This window comes from Massilia pinisoli, assembly GCF_024753285.1.
GTDB lineage: Bacteria > Pseudomonadota > Gammaproteobacteria > Burkholderiales > Burkholderiaceae_D > Telluria > Telluria pinisoli.
This window is the reverse complement of sequence record NZ_JANUGW010000030.1, coordinates 64,746-81,388: the sequence shown is the minus strand read 5'-3', so window position 1 is coordinate 81,388 and position 16,643 is coordinate 64,746. Positions and strand designations below refer to the sequence as shown.

12 protein-coding genes are annotated in these 16,643 nt (G+C 64.5%); 9 read left to right on the top strand and 3 right to left on the bottom strand.

Annotation, left to right across the window (positions count from 1 at the left end):
* Positions 1-179 precede the first annotated feature (179 nt).
* On the top strand, positions 180-353 hold the full coding sequence (locus tag NX784_RS27045) for a hypothetical protein (protein ID WP_258819771.1): 174 nt from the start codon (positions 180-182) through the stop codon (positions 351-353).
* Here the strand turns inward: NX784_RS27045 and NX784_RS27040 are convergent.
* The 3 genes from NX784_RS27040 to NX784_RS27030 all read right to left on the bottom strand — a co-directional run bounded on the left by NX784_RS27040 (position 350) and on the right by NX784_RS27030 (position 3,820).
* Positions 350-961: a UbiX family flavin prenyltransferase gene (locus NX784_RS27040; RefSeq protein ID WP_258819770.1), complete on the bottom strand. Its 612-nt coding sequence runs from the start codon at positions 959-961 to the stop codon at positions 350-352. The genes NX784_RS27045 and NX784_RS27040 overlap by 4 nt on opposite strands.
* The gene (grxD, locus tag NX784_RS27035; protein ID WP_166861917.1) at positions 954-1,271 is read right to left on the bottom strand and encodes a Grx4 family monothiol glutaredoxin; all 318 of its coding nucleotides are present in this window, start codon (positions 1,269-1,271) and stop codon (positions 954-956) included. Before grxD ends, NX784_RS27040 begins: the two co-directional genes overlap by 8 nt.
* Before the next feature lie 185 nt (positions 1,272-1,456).
* Complete coding sequence (locus NX784_RS27030) at positions 1,457-3,820, bottom strand: Tex family protein (protein ID WP_258819769.1); 2,364 nt, start codon at positions 3,818-3,820, stop codon at positions 1,457-1,459.
* A 467-nt stretch (positions 3,821-4,287) separates the two neighbouring features.
* On the opposite strand from NX784_RS27030, the gene NX784_RS27025 reads away from it, so the two are divergent.
* The 8 genes from NX784_RS27025 to NX784_RS26990 all read left to right on the top strand — a co-directional run bounded on the left by NX784_RS27025 (position 4,288) and on the right by NX784_RS26990 (position 16,639).
* Positions 4,288-7,398 (top strand): DEAD/DEAH box helicase, encoded by a 3,111-nt coding sequence (locus NX784_RS27025; protein WP_258819768.1) that lies wholly within the window; start codon positions 4,288-4,290, stop codon positions 7,396-7,398.
* Positions 7,399-7,567: 169 nt separating this feature from the next.
* Complete coding sequence (locus NX784_RS27020) at positions 7,568-8,722, top strand: PAS domain-containing sensor histidine kinase (protein ID WP_258819767.1); 1,155 nt, start codon at positions 7,568-7,570, stop codon at positions 8,720-8,722.
* 71 nt (positions 8,723-8,793) lie between these two features.
* On the top strand, positions 8,794-9,474 hold the full coding sequence (locus NX784_RS27015; RefSeq protein ID WP_258819766.1) for a response regulator transcription factor: 681 nt from the start codon (positions 8,794-8,796) through the stop codon (positions 9,472-9,474).
* 118 nt (positions 9,475-9,592) lie between these two features.
* Entirely contained in the window at positions 9,593-10,291 is a 699-nt protein-coding gene (locus tag NX784_RS27010; RefSeq protein ID WP_258819765.1) for a transposase, read from the top strand.
* A 77-nt stretch (positions 10,292-10,368) separates the two neighbouring features.
* Complete coding sequence (locus NX784_RS27005; RefSeq protein WP_258819764.1) at positions 10,369-10,683, top strand: autorepressor SdpR family transcription factor; 315 nt, start codon at positions 10,369-10,371, stop codon at positions 10,681-10,683.
* A complete protein-coding gene (locus NX784_RS27000) occupies positions 10,680-11,096 on the top strand; it encodes a hypothetical protein (RefSeq protein ID WP_258819763.1) in 417 nt (138 codons plus the stop codon). Before NX784_RS27005 ends, NX784_RS27000 begins: the two co-directional genes overlap by 4 nt.
* 154 nt (positions 11,097-11,250) lie before the next feature.
* Positions 11,251-11,589 (top strand): rhodanese-like domain-containing protein, encoded by a 339-nt coding sequence (locus NX784_RS26995; RefSeq protein ID WP_258819762.1) that lies wholly within the window; start codon positions 11,251-11,253, stop codon positions 11,587-11,589.
* A 334-nt stretch (positions 11,590-11,923) separates the two neighbouring features.
* Entirely contained in the window at positions 11,924-16,639 is a 4,716-nt protein-coding gene (locus NX784_RS26990; RefSeq protein ID WP_258819761.1) for a glutamate synthase-related protein, read from the top strand.
* Positions 16,640-16,643: the final 4 nt, after the last annotated feature.

The following is a 16,643-nucleotide window of genomic DNA, read 5'->3' as shown; positions in this document are numbered from 1 at the left end:
TTTTTTTCTGCGACAGGCCGCACAAATGGCCGAGTCTCGCGCATAATCGGTAACGCTAACGGAACGCCGAAAATGGTCGAGTTCGCGTTCCTGGCTGGCGCCCGCCAGCGGGTACCTTCGAAAACCGTGGGTTTTCAACGTACCCGAGTGTTATCGGTCAATAAGGATGCAGTCGCCTCATGATTAATAACTACAGCAACACCGCGCAGTTGAAGGATCTCATGACCACACCGCCGATGACGGCGGCCCAGCACGCAGAAATCATGCGCAAGCGTAACGAGCAGCGCAGAAAAATCGAAGACGCAAGAGAACAGAGACAGGCCGAGAAAGACCTGTTCGGCGAACGCAGCTAGACGCTGCCGTCGTCTTTCGGCACATCGTTCCTCATGCCGCTCCAGCGCGGCGCGAGGTCGTTCGCCACGCCCAGCAAGTCCATGACGCGCGCGACCGTGTGGTCGACCATCTCGGCGATCGTGGCGGGGCGATTGTAGAAGCTCGGCAGCGGCGGGAACACGATGCCGCCCATTTCCGTCACCGCGGTCATATTGCGCAGGTGCGCCAGGTTGAACGGCGTCTCGCGCACCATCAGCACCAGGCGGCGGCGTTCCTTCAACACGACGTCGGCGGCGCGCGCTATCAGGTTGTCCGACAAGCCATGCGCGACGGCGGCCAGGGTCTTCATCGAACAGGGGGCAATCACCATGCCGTCCGTCGGGAACGAGCCGCTGGCGATCGAGGCGCCGATCTCGCGGTTGCGGTGCACGACATGGGCGAGCGCTTCCACGTCGCGCCGTTGCAGGCCGACTTCCTGGTGCAGGGTGAGGGTTGCGGCGTCGGAAATGACGAGGTGCGTCTCGACGCCCGGGGTGGCGGACAGCCGTTTCAGCAGCTGCACGCCATAGATCGCGCCGGTCGCGCCCGTGATGGCGACGACGATCCGGCGCGGGCCGGCATCAGCCATTCTTCTTGAGCAGGGCTTGCAGTTCGCCGGACTCGTACATTTCCGTCATGATGTCGGAACCGCCGACGAATTCGCCGTTCACGTACAGCTGCGGAATGGTCGGCCAGTTCGAGTATTCCTTGATGCCCTGGCGGACGTCCGCATCTTCCAGCACGTTCACGGTGGCGATGTTATCGACGCCGCAAGCCTTCAGGATTTGGATCGCGCGGCCGGAAAAACCGCATTGCGGGAACTGGGCCGTGCCCTTCATGAACAGCACGACGGGCGTGTTGGTCACGGTCTCTTTGATCCAGGTTTGTACGTCGCTCATTTGGTTCTGCCTTTGGTGAGAATGGGATAGATAACGGCATTTTATAAGAAAACCGGGACGCCGGCATAAGGCGCTCCGGGCCCGTAGGGTGGGGCATTTCAAGCCGGGGGCTTGAAATGCGTGCCCACGCGGACGGTTGCGTCACGTCGGCGTCCGCGCGGGCGGAGGGGCCGCCCACCCACGAATTAACGCTTGAGCTTGGCGAACGCCGCCGCCATCGCACCGCCACTCGGCGCCGCCGCACGTTCCTGCTTCTGATGCTTATTTTGGTGATCCGCCATGCGCTTGCGGTCATCGCGATCCGCGCGCTGGTTCGGCTGCGACCCCGGCTGCGGCGCGCTGTCCGACAAGCGCATCGTGAGCGCGATGCGCTTGCGCTTGACGTCCACCTCGAGCACTTTGACCTTCACGACCTGGCCCGCCTTGACCACGCTGTGCGGGTCTTTGACGAACGTGTTCGACAGCGCCGAGATGTGCACGAGGCCATCCTGGTGCACGCCGATGTCGACGAACGCGCCGAACGCAGCGACGTTTGTGACGACGCCTTCCAGGATCATGTCCGGGCGCAGGTCCGCAATCTCCTCGACGCCTTCCTTGAACGTGGCCGTCGTGAATTCCGGACGCGGGTCGCGGCCCGGCTTTTCCAGTTCTTTTAAAATGTCGGTCACGGTCGGCACGCCGAATTTATCGTCCGCATACTTCGCCGGATTCAGGCGTTTTACCAGCGCGCTGTCGCCGATGACGGCCTTGATATCCTTCTGGATGTCGGCCAGGATTTTCTCGACGACCGGGTACGATTCCGGGTGCACGGCCGACGCGTCGAGCGGATTGTCGCCGTTCACGATGCGCAAGAAGCCCGCCGCCAGTTCGAACGTCTTATCTCCCAGGCGCGGCACCTTCTTCAACGCGGCGCGCGAGGCAAACGCACCCTGCTGGTCGCGGTAGTTGACGATGCTTTGCGCGACACTCGACGACAGCCCCGACACGCGCGCGAGCAGCGGCGCCGACGCCGTGTTGACGTCCACGCCGACCGCGTTCACGCAATCCTCGACGACGGCGTCGAGCTGGCGCGCGAGCTGCGTCTGCGACACGTCGTGCTGGTACTGGCCCACGCCGATCGACTTCGGATCGATTTTCACCAGCTCCGCCAGCGGGTCCTGCAGGCGGCGTGCGATGGAGACGGCGCCGCGCAGCGACACGTCCAGCTCCGGCAATTCGCGCGACGCAAATTCCGACGCCGAGTACACCGACGCGCCGGCTTCCGACACGACGATCTTCGTCAGCTTCAATTCCGGATGCTGCTTGATCAGGTCTTGCGCGAGTTTATCCGTCTCGCGCGACGCCGTGCCGTTGCCGATCGAGATCAGGGAGACGTTGTGCTTCGCGGCGAGCTTGGCCAAGGTGTGCAGCGAACCGTCCCAGTCGTTGCGGGGCGCGTGCGGGTAGATGGCGGTCGTGTCCACGACCTTGCCCGTCGCGTCGACGACGGCGACCTTGACGCCCGTGCGCAGGCCCGGGTCGAGACCCATCGTCGCGCGCGGGCCCGCGGGCGCGGCGAGCAGCAGGTCTTTCAGGTTGCGTGCGAACACGTGGATCGCATCGCTCTCCGCCTTTTCACGGAGAAGCCCCATCAGCTCCGTCTCGATGTACATGAAGCTCTTCACGCGCCACGTCCAGCGCGCCGTGTCGAGCAGCCATTTGTCGGCGGGACGGCCGGCGCCCTTGATGCCGAAGCGCGCGGCGATGCGGCTTTCGCACGGGTTGTGCGGCGCGTCCCACTTCGGCTTTTCCGGCTCGGAGTCGAGGCGCAACGTGACGTCCAGGATACCCTCGCGGCGGCCGCGCATCAGCGCCAGCGCGCGGTGCGACGGGATGGTGCCGAGCGTCTCCGAGTAATCGAAGTAGTCGGCGAATTTCTCGCCTTCCTCCTGCTTGCCGTCGACGACCTTCGATTCGACGACGCCATGCTCCTGCACGTATTCGCGCAGCGATTGCAGCAGTTCCGCGTCTTCCGCGAAGCGCTCCATCAGGATCTGGCGCGCGCCGTCCAGCGCGGCCTTCGTGTCGGCCACGCCGGGGTTCGCGACGCCGTCCGCGTTCGTGAATGCGTCGCGCAGATACTTCGCGGCCTCGGCTTCCGGATCGCGCGAAGGGTCGTCGAGCAGGTCGTCGGCCAGCGGTTTCAGGCCGGCCTCGATCGCGATCTGGGCCTTCGTGCGGCGCTTCTGCTTGTACGGCAGGTACAGGTCTTCCAGCCGGGTCTTGTCTTCAGCGAGCGAGATCGCCTGCAGCAGTTCCGGGGTCATCTTGTTCTGCTCCGTGATGGAGGCGATGACGGCGGCGCGGCGGTCTTCCAGTTCGCGCAGGTAGCGCAGGCGCTCTTCCAGCAGGCGCAGCTGGATGTCGTCGAGGCCGCCCGTCGCTTCCTTGCGGTAGCGGGCAATGAAGGGGACGGTCGCGCCTTCGTCGAGCAGGGCGATGGCGGCGGCCACCTGTGCCGGTTTGGCGGACAGTTCTTGAGCGAGGCGTTGTTCGATCGAAGGCAGCATGGGTGATTACGGTGGTCGGTGAATCGAACGGGCAATGATACGCAATCGCGGGCGATGCGCCAGTCTTGACACGGCGCGCCATCTCGTGCGCGCCCGCCGCGACCCAATCCGAAACGCCCTGGCAGCGCTACCTGTGCCGATGTGGAGTAGGCGCGGCTCGCCGGATGCCGTAACATGTCGGGTTGGGCGGCGCATTCGCGCGTTCGCACGACGGTCAGCGACATGTGGCGCGTGACCAACGCAGATGCGGTCGCACCGCCCGGCAGGCTTTGCGTCTTGACGCTGGATACCGAATAAACGCAAAAATGCTTGATGGGGGGCTGGCAAAGCAGCCCGGCAAAGTGTAACTTCTACACCTTTCGGCTCGTAAAGTTTTAGCTGCAACGTGCGACTCCTAACAAAACAGAACAGGACGCATGGCGGATAATGGATATTGTTGTTTTTTCAAATACAGACTCGTGAGACCCATGCACACAGTTGATTTCCCACGCGACGACACCAGCGACGCACCGCCCACTCGAGCGCCCGCGCGCTCTCCGGCCTTGCCCGCACCGGTGTTGAGCTGGCTGCAAAGGGTCGAGGCGGCAGCGCATCCGCAACCGAAGCTGACCGCGGAAGTCGCTGATCCCAAGGCAGTCCAGTACAAATTCGTTTATGTCATGGCCCCGACGAGCGGCGGACGCCACGTCGCGGTCTGCCTGTGCAAGGCGCGTCTGCGCCCGAACGGCGACGTGGCCGCAGCCAGCCCGGTGAGCGAGGTGTTCTCGCTGCTGTCGGCGCCGCCCGCCTACCTCGAAGGCGACGACGAAGACCTCGTGCGCTTCTTCATCGCCATGCGCAGCGGCTCCAACCAGAGCACGAGCGCGACGGAGCCGAAGGGCAAGGTCGGCGCCATCCTGCTGCAGCAATTGCTCGATCAGGGAAAACTGCTGTGGGCGAACTCGTGGTCCGACATGACCAACGGCTTGCTGTATCCGCTGCAGGCCGGCCCCGTGCGCAAGGCCACGCTCACGTGGCGCGACGAAGGCCGCGCGGCCAAGCTCGGGTGGTCGGTGGAGCCCGCGAAAGGTGTGACGCATCCCGGCGCCGACCTCGTCGACTACATGCTGCCGACCGATCCCCCGTGGTATATCGACAACCTGTCGTGCGGCCCGCTGGACTTGAACCGCGGCGGCATCGACATCTCGCTGGCCGACTTGCAGGCGCTCGTGTCGCAGGCGCCGCCGCTCGCGGGCAACGACAAGAAACGCGTGTCGCAACTGCTGCTGGCGCACGGCCTGCAACAACTGATGCCGCTGCCGCAGCCCCTGACGCAGCGCCTGCGCACCGACGTGAAACCGCAACCGCACCTGCTGCTCGACGCGATCCCGCAAGCCGAAGGTAATGGCCAGCGCTGGCAGGACTTCGCCGTGCTGTCGTTCGACTACGACGGCCAGCGCATCTCGTTCGACCCCGCGCAGCGCGTTGTGCGTCAGATCGGCGACGTCACCGAGATCATCCAGCGCGACGAAGCGCAGGAAGCCGCCGCGCTGGACACGCTGCAGAAGCTGGGCTTCCGCAAGCCCGCGACGGCGCCGCTGTCCGCGCTGTCCGGCGCGCAGCTGCTCGATGGCCAGGCGCACTGGCTGCGCTTCGCCGAGAACGACCTCGACGCGCTGTCCGACCTCGGCTGGCACGTGCAGAAGTCGCCGAAATACCGCTACGACGTCGTGCCGGTCGAAGACTGGTACGCCGACATCGACGAGCCGCCCGAAGCCGGCAACGCCTGGTTCGAGCTGGAGCTCGGTATCGTCGTCAACCGCAAGCGCGTGCCGCTGCTGCCCGTGCTCGTGCAATTGATCCGCACGGCGCCGCTGGACTTCAACCCGGACGTGCTGGCCGCGCACGCGGAGGCCGACCAGATGCTCGCGACGTTGCCCGACGGCGTGCGCGTGGCGCTGCCGTGGGGCCGCGTCAAGCCGATCCTGTCCACGTTGGGCGAGCTGTATTTCAACGACAAGATCAAGAACAAGGTTCGCCTGTCCACGTTGGACGCCGCGCGCCTGGAAGAACTCGCGAAAGGCACCGAGCTCAATTGGACGGGCGGCGAGCGCCTGCGCGAAACGGGCCGCAAGCTGTCGCAGTTCGGCAAGGTCAAGAAGGTCGATCCGCCGAAGGGCCTGCAAGCCACCTTGCGAGACTACCAGCTCGACGGTCTCGCGTGGATGCAGTTCCTGCGCGAATACGACTTCGGCGGCATCCTCGCCGACGACATGGGTCTCGGCAAGACGGTGCAGACGATCGCGCACATCCTGACGGAAAAGGAAGCGGGCCGCCTCACGAATCCGGCGCTCGTCATCGCGCCGACGAGCCTCATGACGAACTGGATGGAAGAAGCCGCGCGCTTCGCGCCGGACCTGAAGGTCCTGCTGTTGCAGGGCAAGGAGCGCATGGACCTGTTCGACCAGATCGATGGCGCCGACATCGTGCTGACGACGTATGCACTGCTGCCGCGCGACGAGGAAAAGCTGCGCGAGCACCAGTACCATCTCGTGATCCTGGACGAATCGCATTACATCAAGAACACGCGCTCGAAGGCGGCGCAGACGGCCGGCTCGCTGAACGCGCGCCATCGCCTGTGCCTGTCCGGCACGCCGCTGGAAAACCACCTGGGCGAGCTGTGGTCGCAATTCCACTTCCTGCTGCCGGGCCTGCTCGGTGACGAGAAGACGTTCAACACGCAGTTCCGCCACCCGATCGAGCGCCAGGACGACCCCGTGCGCCGGATGCTGCTGAACCGCCGCATCAAGCCGTTCCTGCTGCGCCGGACGAAGGACAACGTGGCGAAGGAGCTGCCGGAAAAGACGGAGATGATCCGCCGCATCGAGATCAGCGGGCCGCAGCGCGACCTGTACGAGACGGTGCGCCTGGCGATGGACAGGAAGGTGCGCGAGGAGATCGACCGCAAGGGCGTCGCGCGCAGCCAGATCGTCATCCTGGAAGCCCTGTTGAAGCTGCGCCAGGTCTGCTGCGACCCGCGCCTCGTGAAGGCGATGCCGGGCAAGAAGAACACGGCGGCCGTGTCCGCGAAGCTCGTCGACCTGATGCAGATGGTCGACGACCTGCTGGGCGAGGGCCGCAAGATTCTCGTGTTCTCGCAGTTCACGAGCATGCTGGCCCTCATCGAAGAAGAACTCGACGCGCGCAACATCCCGTACGCGCTCCTGACGGGCGAGACGCGCGACCGCTCCGCGCAGGTCGCCGCGTTCCAGCAGGGCGCCGTGCCGATCTTCCTGATCAGCCTGAAGGCCGGAGGCGTGGGCCTGAACCTGACGGCGGCCGACACCGTGATCCACTACGACCCGTGGTGGAACCCGGCGGCCGAGAACCAGGCGACGGACCGCGCCTGGCGTATCGGGCAGGACAAACCCGTGTTCGTGTACAAGCTCATCGCGAAAGGCACGCTGGAAGAAAAGATCCAGCTGCTGCAGCAAAAGAAATCGGAGCTGGCGCAATCGATCCTTGCCGAAGGCGAATCGCAGAAGATGGCCCTCACGCAGGAAGACCTGCAGGCGATCTTCGCGCCGCTGGATGACTGACCGCACGGTCACGGTGCACACACGAGGGGCAAGCCGCGCGGCTTGCCCTTTTTATATGCATATACATATATGCCTTATGCGTGTTCGGCGCAACGGCGGCCTTTATCGTCTAGGCAAACCGTTGGTTCGGACACTATACTTATCTGCTGCATAACTTCCGGAAAGTTTCATGACCACCGTTCCCGCGCCCCGAGTGGACCAGGCGAACCTTGCCACGACCGAAGCGTTCCGTACGATCGCCGAACTCGGCGGCGACCTGGCCTTCGTGTTCGATTGCGCCACCGGCTTGCCGGTCTATGTCAGCCCCGGCATCGACGACATGCTCGGCTATTCGCTGGACGACGTCCGCGCGCAGATGGAACAGGGCGGCGACGGTCCGCTCGCGGCGCTGGTCGCCGGTCTGCCGGAGCGCTTGCGCCGTTTCGCCGCCGGCGACGGTTCGCGCCTGCGCGTGATGCGCGAGTTCGACCTGCTGCGGCCGGACGGCAGCGAGGTCGCCGTCGAAGTGATCTCGGCGCTGTCGCTGGACGATGGCGGGCAGCCGCGCGCGCTGCTGGGCCTCGTGCGCGACGTGTCCGCGCGGCGCGAACGCGAGCGCGAGCGCAAGCGTTTCGCCAGCATGCTGAACCACGAATTCCGCACGCCGCTATCGACGATCGACGGCGCGATCCAGCGGTTGGAAGCGCTGGGCACGAAGGCCGACGAGGCGACCCGCCAGCGCTACCGCAACATCGCCACGGCAACGGACCGCCTGATCGCGATGCTGGACGACTACTTGTCGCCCGAACGCATGGCGTCGCTGGGCAGCCGGCGCCGCGAGAATGCCGTCGGGCCGCGCCTGCTGCTGGAAGAACTGGTGGCGCAGACGCGCGTGGCCGGGCGTCCCGTGACCATGACGGCGGGCGAGCTGCCGGCCGCGCTGCGCGGGGAACCGTCCGGCCTGCGCCTCGCACTGAAGGTTTTGCTGGACAATGCCTTGCGCTACACGCCGGCCGGGACGGCGCTGCACGTGACGGGACGGCGGGTCGACGGCGGCGTCGAAATGGCGCTGCGTGACGAAGGACCGGGGGTGTCGCTGGACGACGTCGCACGCATCTTCGACAAGGGTTATCGCGGCGCGAACGCGACCGGCGTGGCGGGCAGCGGACTCGGGTTGTACATGGCACGCTCCGTCGTCGAAGTGCATGGCGGCAGCCTGACCTACGCACCTCCAGCCGAGGGCGGCGCCGAATTCCGGCTCTGGTTGCCGGTGCCGGCGAGCTCGGCAAAAGGCCTTGCTTCCGGAATGAGCAACAGTGATAATCGGAATGGCAACCGGGGTTAGCCGCCCGACAACGGAAGGCAAGAAGATCTGCCCGAGGCCGGGAAATACGAAACAAGGAATTGGCAAAACCCATGACGCAAATACTGATTGTTGAAGACAATGGCGAATACGCAGGCGACATGGCCGATTTCCTCAAGGAACTCGGCCACGAGGTCACGATCGCGACCACCGCCAGCGACATGTGGGCCGCACTGACACGCACGCCTGCGGCCGTGGTCGTCCTCGACCTGGGCCTGCCCGACGAGGATGGCTTCAACGTCATCCCGCGGATGCGCCAGCTGTACCCCGAGATCGGCCTGCTGGTGCTGACGGGCCGGGTGGCTTTCGACAACCGCATCCTCGGCCTGCGCCTGGGCGCCGACCACTATCTCACGAAGCCGATCAAGTTCCCGGAACTGGCCGCCCACATCGAGGCGCTGGATCGCCGCGTGCGTCCCGCCGAGCCGGCGCCCATGCCGAGCAAGTGGACCTTGCGCGTGTCCGCCCGCCAGCTCGAACTGATGGGCAAGGTGATCGACCTGACGGAAAAAGAGTGCAATTTCCTGCACCTGTTGACCATCAACACCCGCCCGGTGCCGCGCCAGGTGATCGTGGCCGGCATGGGCGGCGACGATCCGGATGCGAGCCGCCGCGTCGACATGCTCGTCTACCGCCTGCGTAAAAAGGCCCGCACGGGCCTCGGCCAGGATCTGCCGCTGCGCAGCGCCTACGGCGAAGGCTACAGCCTGTCGGCCGGTTTCAACTTGGCGTAGTAATCGGGGACAGGGTCCCGTCGAAAAACGGGCCCTCGAAAATTAATCGGGGACAGGTTGCTTGGGCTGCGCTAGAATGCGGCCTGTCCGCCACCGATTTCCTCGTTTTTCATTCACCATGGCCCGCCAGCCCCGCCTCGTCCTGCCCGACCAGCCGCACCTCGTTCTTCAGCGCGGCAACGACAACCAGCCCATCTTCCGCGACGACGACGACTACCGCCGCTTCCTGGAATTCCTGCGCGAGAGCGCGAAGTTCTACCGCGTCGCGATCCACGCCTACGTCCTGATGCCGAACCACGTGCACCTGCTGGCGACGCCGGCCGACGAGGACGGGCTGGCCGCGATGATGCAGAAGGTGGGGCGGCTGTACGTCCCGTGGTTCAACAACAAGTACGGCCGCTCGGGCACCTTGTTCCAGGGCCGTTTTCGCACGTCCGTGATCGATGCGAACGCCTACTTCCTCGCCTGCGTCCGCTACATCGAGCTGAACCCGCAGCGCAACCAGCTCGCGTTCGACCCGCTGGAGTATCCGTGGTCGAGCTACGCGCATCATGCCGGCGTGCGTCCCGACCCATTGATCACCGACCACGCCAAGTACTGGGAACTCGGCAACACGCCGTTCCAGCGCGAGGCGGCGTACATCGAACTGGCGCAGCAGGGCATGTCCGGGCAGGAGCTGGAGGCGATCAACGCCGCTGTGCTGAAAGGCGCGCCGCTCGGGTCGCACGCGTTCATGCTGGAGCTGGAGCGCAAGACCAAGCGGTCCATCCTACCGGCCAAGCGGGGCAGGCCGTTCAAGGTCAAGCCTGCCGAGTAGTCGGGGCGGCCGACGTCGATGAAGTATGTCGAGCCAAAAGTTCTTGCGACATTTCGATATTTAGCTAATAATCAATCATGACTTCGATATTCAAAGCGCTCGCCGATCCCACGCGCCGCCAGGTGCTGCAGATGCTGCGGGCCGGGCCGATGAGCGCCGGCGATCTGGCCGATGCCTTCGACGTGTCGAAGCCGACGATGTCGGCGCACTTCGCCGTGCTGGTGGCGGCGGACCTGATCGAGGCTGAGAAGAGTGGGCGCACGATCATGTACCGGCTGAAGATGTCGGTGCTCGAGGAGGCGCTGATGGGTTTCGCGCAGGCATTCGGCTTGCAGGTTACGCCCGAGTCGCCATCCACAACCGCCTCCGGGCAGACAAAGGAAAAATCATGATCCTGCAGCACCAGCTTCGCCGCCTGTTGTCGATCGTTGCGACTTATCTAGTGGCATCCGTGGTGCTCAATGCCTTGCGGCAGCATCATGTTGTCAGCGCCGAGACGGTCGTGCGACTGATGGGCATGCTGGTGGGCCTGGTGGTGCTCGTTTGCGCGAACGCGATCCCCAAACAGTTGGTGCCGCTGGCGCGTCTGTCCTGCCCGCCGGCACGCGAGCAAACCCTCCGTCGCGTCTGCGGCTGGGCGGGGGCGCTCGGCGGCCTGGGCTATACGCTTGCGTACGCGCTGGCGCCGTTCGCCAGCGCCGGCAAACTGGCCAATTCCTTGCTGGCGCCGGCCGTCGCCGTCGTGGCAGCCATTGCGGTGCGCTGCGCCTGGGTGCGCTTGAGCGCAAGACGACGCATGACGTAGCCGCCGCGCTCGTCTCCCATGCTGCCGCAAGGCAGCTCCCTGAAAAATAGAACGCGTGTCTCTCGCCGTCGCGGCGAGCGATTCTGACCGCGCTCGTCCACGTTTGTCCAAAACAACGCCACTGCGGCGTTTCCTGAAAGGAGAGGTACGCGATATGTTTGCACGACTGTTGGGGCTCGGCACTATTTCCCCTTCTGCGCTTCACGAATTGATTCGCGCAAAAAGAGTGGCCGTCGTCGACGTCAATTCGCCCCAAAGCTGGCTGAAGGCCCGGGTTCCAGGCGCGATCAACCTCGACCCGACGTCCTACGATGCCAACGACCTGCCGGCCGACAAGGCATCCAGGATCGTCTTTTACTGTTCCAACCCGCTGTGTCGCAAAGCCCCGAAGGCTGCGCGCCGGGCAAAAACACTGGGTTACTCCAATGCGGTCGTCATGTCTGCGGGTATCAGCGGTTGGGTCGGTGCCAATATGCCCACGGAAAGCGGTTAGCGCGAACTTGCGGCAGTGCGACAAAACAAACGTGGAGGCGGCTGCCTCCATTTTTTTTGCCTCAACGATGCCCGTGGTCGTGGGAACCACGCTATGCACACCGGGTCGGTGCGCTCCGACACTCGCACTCCGAGGCGAATAGGGAAGAAGTAACGCTTTGATTTCATGGGAAATTGGCACGGCGAGCAGCTCAACCATCACTATGTCCCCATTTAATTTGTGTCGCAAAAAGGTGCAATTTAATGCGACTCCGACCCTAATTATTGTTGTTGATGTTTACTGAAGTCTGCACTATTCTCAGCCTTCAATATCTTCAAAATGCTGCGGAGCCCCCATGATTGCCCAAGGTTTGTACGATCCCGCCAATGAACACGACGCCTGCGGCGTCGGTTTCGTCGCCCACATCAAGGGCAACAAGAGCCACTCCATCATCGAACAGGGTCTTCTGATCCTGAAGAACCTGGACCACCGGGGCGCCGTCGGTGCCGATGCCCTGATGGGCGACGGCGCGGGCATCCTGCTCCAGATCCCCGACCAGTTCTACCGCGACGAGATGGCCAAGCAGGGCATCGAACTGCCGCCGCCGGGTGAATATGGCGTCGGCATGATCTTCCTGCCGAAGGAACACGCGTCGCGCATCGCCTGCGAACAGGAAATCGAGCGCGCCGTGCGCGCCGAAGGCCAGGTCGTGCTGGGCTGGCGCAACGTGCCGGTGGACGAATCGATGCCGATGTCGCCAACCGTCCGCGCCAAAGAGCCGGTCATCCGCCAGATCTTCATCGGCCGCGGCCCGGACGTCATGGTGACCGACGCGCTCGAGCGCAAGCTGTACGTGATCCGCAAATCGTCGGGCCACGCGATCCAGGCGCTGAAACTCATCCACGGCAAGGAATTCTTCGTGCCGTCGATGTCGGCCCGTACCGTTGTCTATAAAGGCCTGCTGCTGGCGGACCAGGTCGGCGTGTACTACAAGGACCTGCAGGACCCGCGTTGCGTGTCGGCCCTGGCCATGGTGCACCAGCGCTTCTCGACGAACACGTTCCCGGAATGGCCGCTGGCCCACCCGTACCGCCTGCTGGCGCACAACGGCGAGATCAACACCGTCAAGGGCAACTTCAACTGGACCCGCGCCCGCGAAGGCGTCATGAAGTCGGCCGTGCTGGGCGACGACCTGCAGAAGCTGTTCCCGCTGATCTATGAAGGCCAGTCGGACACCGCCTGCTTCGACAACGCGCTGGAACTGCTGGTCATGGCCGGCTACCCGATCGCCCAGGCGATGATGATGATGATCCCGGAAGCCTGGGAAAACCACGCGACGATGGACGAGAACCGCCGCGCGTTCTACGAATACCACGCCGCGATGATGGAACCGTGGGACGGCCCCGCCGCCATGGCCTTCACGGACGGCCGTCACATCGGCGGTACGCTGGACCGCAACGGCCTGCGTCCGGCCCGCTACATCGTCACGGACGACGACCTGGTCGTCATGGCCTCGGAATCGGGCACGTTGCCGATCCCGGAATCGCGCATCGTCAAGAAATGGCGCCTGCAGCCGGGCAAGATGTTCCTCATCGACCTGGAAGCCGGCCGCATCATCGACGACAAGGAACTCAAAGATACGTACTCGAACGCCAAGCCCTACAAGGCATGGATCAAGTCGGTGCGCATCAAGCTGAACGAAATCAAGCTGTCGGAAAGCCAGCTGTCGCAGAACCGCGCAAAGGATGCGCAGGGCGAGAAGGCGGCCATTTCTCTGCTGGACCGCCAGCAGGCATTCGGCTACACCCAGGAAGACCTGAAGTTCCTGATGGCGCCGATGGCCGTGCTGGGCGAAGAAGCCACCGGCTCGATGGGTAACGACTCCCCGCTGGCCGTGATGTCGAACAAGCTGAAGCCGCTGTACTCGTACTTCAAGCAGCTGTTCGCCCAGGTCACGAACCCGCCGATCGACCCGATCCGCGAAGCGATGGTGATGTCGCTCGTGTCGTTCATCGGTCCGAAGCCGAACCTGCTGGACACGAACAACGTCAACCCGCCGATGCGCCTCGAAGTGTCGCAGCCCGTGATCGGCTTCGACGACATGGCCCGCCTGCGCAACATCAGCCTGCACACGGGCGGCAAGTTCAAGTCGTATGAGCTGAACATCTGCTATCCGGTCTCGTGGGGCAAGGAAGGCATCGAAGCGTCGCTGGCCTCGCTGTGCGCGGAAGCCGTCGATGCGGTCAAGTCGGGCCACAACATCCTGATCGTCTCGGACCGCAACGTGAACGTCGACCAGGTCGCGATCCCCGCGCTGCTGGCGACGTCCGCGATCCACCAGCACCTCGTCCAGCGCGGCCTGCGCGCATCGACGGGTCTCGTCGTGGAAACGGGTTCGTGCCGCGAGACACACCACTTCGCGCTGCTGGCCGGCTACGGCGCGGAAGCCGTGCACCCGTACCTGGCGCTGGAAACGCTGGTCGACCTGGCGCACACGCTGCCGCACGAGATGGCCGCAGATAAAGCCATCTACAACTACACGAAGGCAGTGGGCAAGGGCCTCATGAAGGTGATGTCGAAGATGGGCATCTCCACGTACATGTCGTACTGCGGCGCCCAGATCTTCGAAGCCATCGGCTTGAACAAGTCGCTGGTCGACAAGTACTTCCGCGGCACGTCGTCGACGGTGGAAGGCATCGGCCTGTTCGAAGTGGCCGAGGAAGCGCTGCGTCTGCATTCGCTGGCCTTCGGCAAGGATCCGATCCTCGCGAACTCGCTGGACGTCGGCGGCGAATACGCGTACCGCGTGCGCGGCGAAGACCACCTGTGGACGCCGGACGCCATCGCCAAGCTGCAGCACTCGACCCGTGCCAACAACTTCAGCACCTATAAAGAGTACGCGCAGATCATCAACGACCAAAGCCGCCGTCACCTCACGCTGCGCGGCCTGTTCGAATTCAAGATCGATCCGACCAAGGCGATCCCGCTGGACGAAGTGGAACCGGCCAAAGAGATCGTCAAGCGTTTCGCCACCGGCGCGATGTCGCTGGGCTCGATCTCGACCGAAGCCCACGCCACCCTGGCCATCGCCATGAACCGCATCGGCGGCAAGTCGAACACGGGTGAAGGCGGTGAAGATCCGGCGCGCTACATGGGCGAATTCAAGGGCATCAAGATCGCGAAGGGCGAGACCCTCGCATCGATCCTCGGCAAGGACCGCGTCGTCGCCGACATCCCGCTGGTCGAAGGCGATTCGCTGCGCTCGAAGATCAAGCAGGTGGCATCGGGCCGCTTCGGTGTGACCGCCGAATACCTGGCCTCGGCCGACCAGATCCAGATCAAGATGGCGCAAGGCGCGAAGCCGGGCGAAGGCGGCCAGCTGCCGGGCCATAAAGTGTCCGAGTACATCGCGTCGCTGCGCTTCTCGGTGCCGGGCGTGGGCCTGATCTCGCCGCCGCCGCACCACGACATCTACTCGATCGAAGACCTGGCGCAGCTGATCCACGACCTGAAGAACGCGAACCCGCGTGCGTCGATCTCCGTGAAGCTCGTGTCGGAAGTCGGTATCGGTACGGTGGCTGCCGGTGTGTCGAAGGCGAAGGCCGACCACGTCGTCGTCGCCGGCCATGACGGCGGCACGGGTGCATCGCCGCTGTCGTCGGTGAAGCATGCCGGCACGCCGTGGGAACTGGGCCTGGCCGAGACGCAGCAGACCCTCGTGCTGAACGGCCTGCGCAGCCGCATCCGCGTCCAGGCCGACGGCCAGATGCGTACCGGCCGCGACGTCGTCATCGCCGCCCTGCTGGGCGCGGACGAAGTCGGCTTCGCGACGGCACCGCTCGTCGTCGAAGGCTGCATCATGATGCGCAAGTGCCACCTGAACACGTGCCCGGTGGGCGTCGCCACGCAGGATCCGGAACTGCGCGCCAAGTTCTCGGGCAAGCCGGAACACGTCGTGAACTACTTCTTCTTCGTCGCCGAAGAAGCGCGCCAGATCATGGCCCAGCTGGGCATCCGCTCGTTCGACGAACTGATCGGCCGTGCCGACCTGCTGGACAAGTCGAAGGCCGTCGGCCACTGGAAGGCGCAAGGCCTGGACTTCTCGAACATCTTCTATCAGCCGAAGGTCGACGACAAGCGCCAGCTGCTGCACTCGGACGAACAGGACCACGGCCTGGACAAGGCCCTGGACCACAAGCTGATCGCGCAGGCCAAGGCCGCGCTGGAGAAGGGCGAGCGCGTCTCGTTCATCTCGCCGGTGAAGAACGTCAACCGCACCGTGGGCACGATGCTGTCGGGCGAAGTCGCCAAGCGCTACGGCCATGCCGGCCTGCCGGACGACACGATCCACATCCAGCTGCAGGGCACGGCAGGCCAGTCGGCCGGCGCGTTCCTGGCGGCCGGTATCACGCTGGACCTGGTGGGCGAAGGTAACGACTACGTCGGTAAAGGCCTGTCGGGCGGCCGCATCATCGTGCGTCCGAACACGGAGTTCCGCGGCTGGGCCGTCGACAACATCATCGTCGGCAACACGGTGCTGTACGGCGCGATCGCCGGTGAAGCGTTCCTGAACGGCGTGGCCGGCGAGCGTTTCGCCGTGCGTAACTCGGGTGCGACCGCCATCGTCGAAGGCGTGGGCGACCACGGCTGCGAATACATGACGGGCGGTACGGTCGTCGTGCTGGGCGACACCGGTCGCAACTTCGCGGCGGGCATGTCGGGCGGCGTGGCTTACGTCTACGATCCGAAGGGTGACTTCGAGCAGAAGTGCAACACCGCGATGGTGGCACTGGAGCGCGTGCTGTCGACCAAGGAACAGAGCGACAAGTCGAGCTGGCACGCACAGACCCGCAACGGCGAGCGCGAGTCGGACGAAGCGATCCTGAAGCGCCTGATCGAGCGTCACTTCAAGCACACCGGTTCGACCCGCGCCCGCAACCTGCTGGACGACTGGGCCAACAGCCGCGGCAAGTTCGTCAAGGTCTTCCCGACCGAGTACAAGCGCGCACTGGAAGAGATGCACAACAGCAGCATGGAAGAAGCCAACGACAAGATCGAACTGGCTGCCTGATTGC

Bases quoted from the DNA above. Each gene is read 5' to 3' on its own strand.
- NX784_RS27040 (WP_258819770.1), bottom strand. From the start codon at position 961: ATGGCTGATGCCGGCCCGCGCCGGATCGTCGTCGCCATCACGGGCGCG.
- NX784_RS27000 (WP_258819763.1), top strand. From the start codon at position 10,680: ATGATCCTGCAGCACCAGCTTCGCCGCCTGTTGTCGATCGTTGCGACT.
- NX784_RS27020 (WP_258819767.1), top strand. From the start codon at position 7,568: ATGACCACCGTTCCCGCGCCCCGAGTGGACCAGGCGAACCTTGCCACG.
- NX784_RS26990 (WP_258819761.1), top strand. From the start codon at position 11,924: ATGATTGCCCAAGGTTTGTACGATCCCGCCAATGAACACGACGCCTGC.
- NX784_RS27005 (WP_258819764.1), top strand. From the start codon at position 10,369: ATGACTTCGATATTCAAAGCGCTCGCCGATCCCACGCGCCGCCAGGTG.
- NX784_RS27015 (WP_258819766.1), top strand. From the start codon at position 8,794: ATGACGCAAATACTGATTGTTGAAGACAATGGCGAATACGCAGGCGAC.
- NX784_RS27010 (WP_258819765.1), top strand. From the start codon at position 9,593: ATGGCCCGCCAGCCCCGCCTCGTCCTGCCCGACCAGCCGCACCTCGTT.
- NX784_RS27045 (WP_258819771.1), top strand. From the start codon at position 180: ATGATTAATAACTACAGCAACACCGCGCAGTTGAAGGATCTCATGACC.
- NX784_RS27030 (WP_258819769.1), bottom strand. From the start codon at position 3,820: ATGCTGCCTTCGATCGAACAACGCCTCGCTCAAGAACTGTCCGCCAAA.
- grxD (WP_166861917.1), bottom strand. From the start codon at position 1,271: ATGAGCGACGTACAAACCTGGATCAAAGAGACCGTGACCAACACGCCC.
- NX784_RS27025 (WP_258819768.1), top strand. From the start codon at position 4,288: ATGCACACAGTTGATTTCCCACGCGACGACACCAGCGACGCACCGCCC.
- NX784_RS26995 (WP_258819762.1), top strand. From the start codon at position 11,251: ATGTTTGCACGACTGTTGGGGCTCGGCACTATTTCCCCTTCTGCGCTT.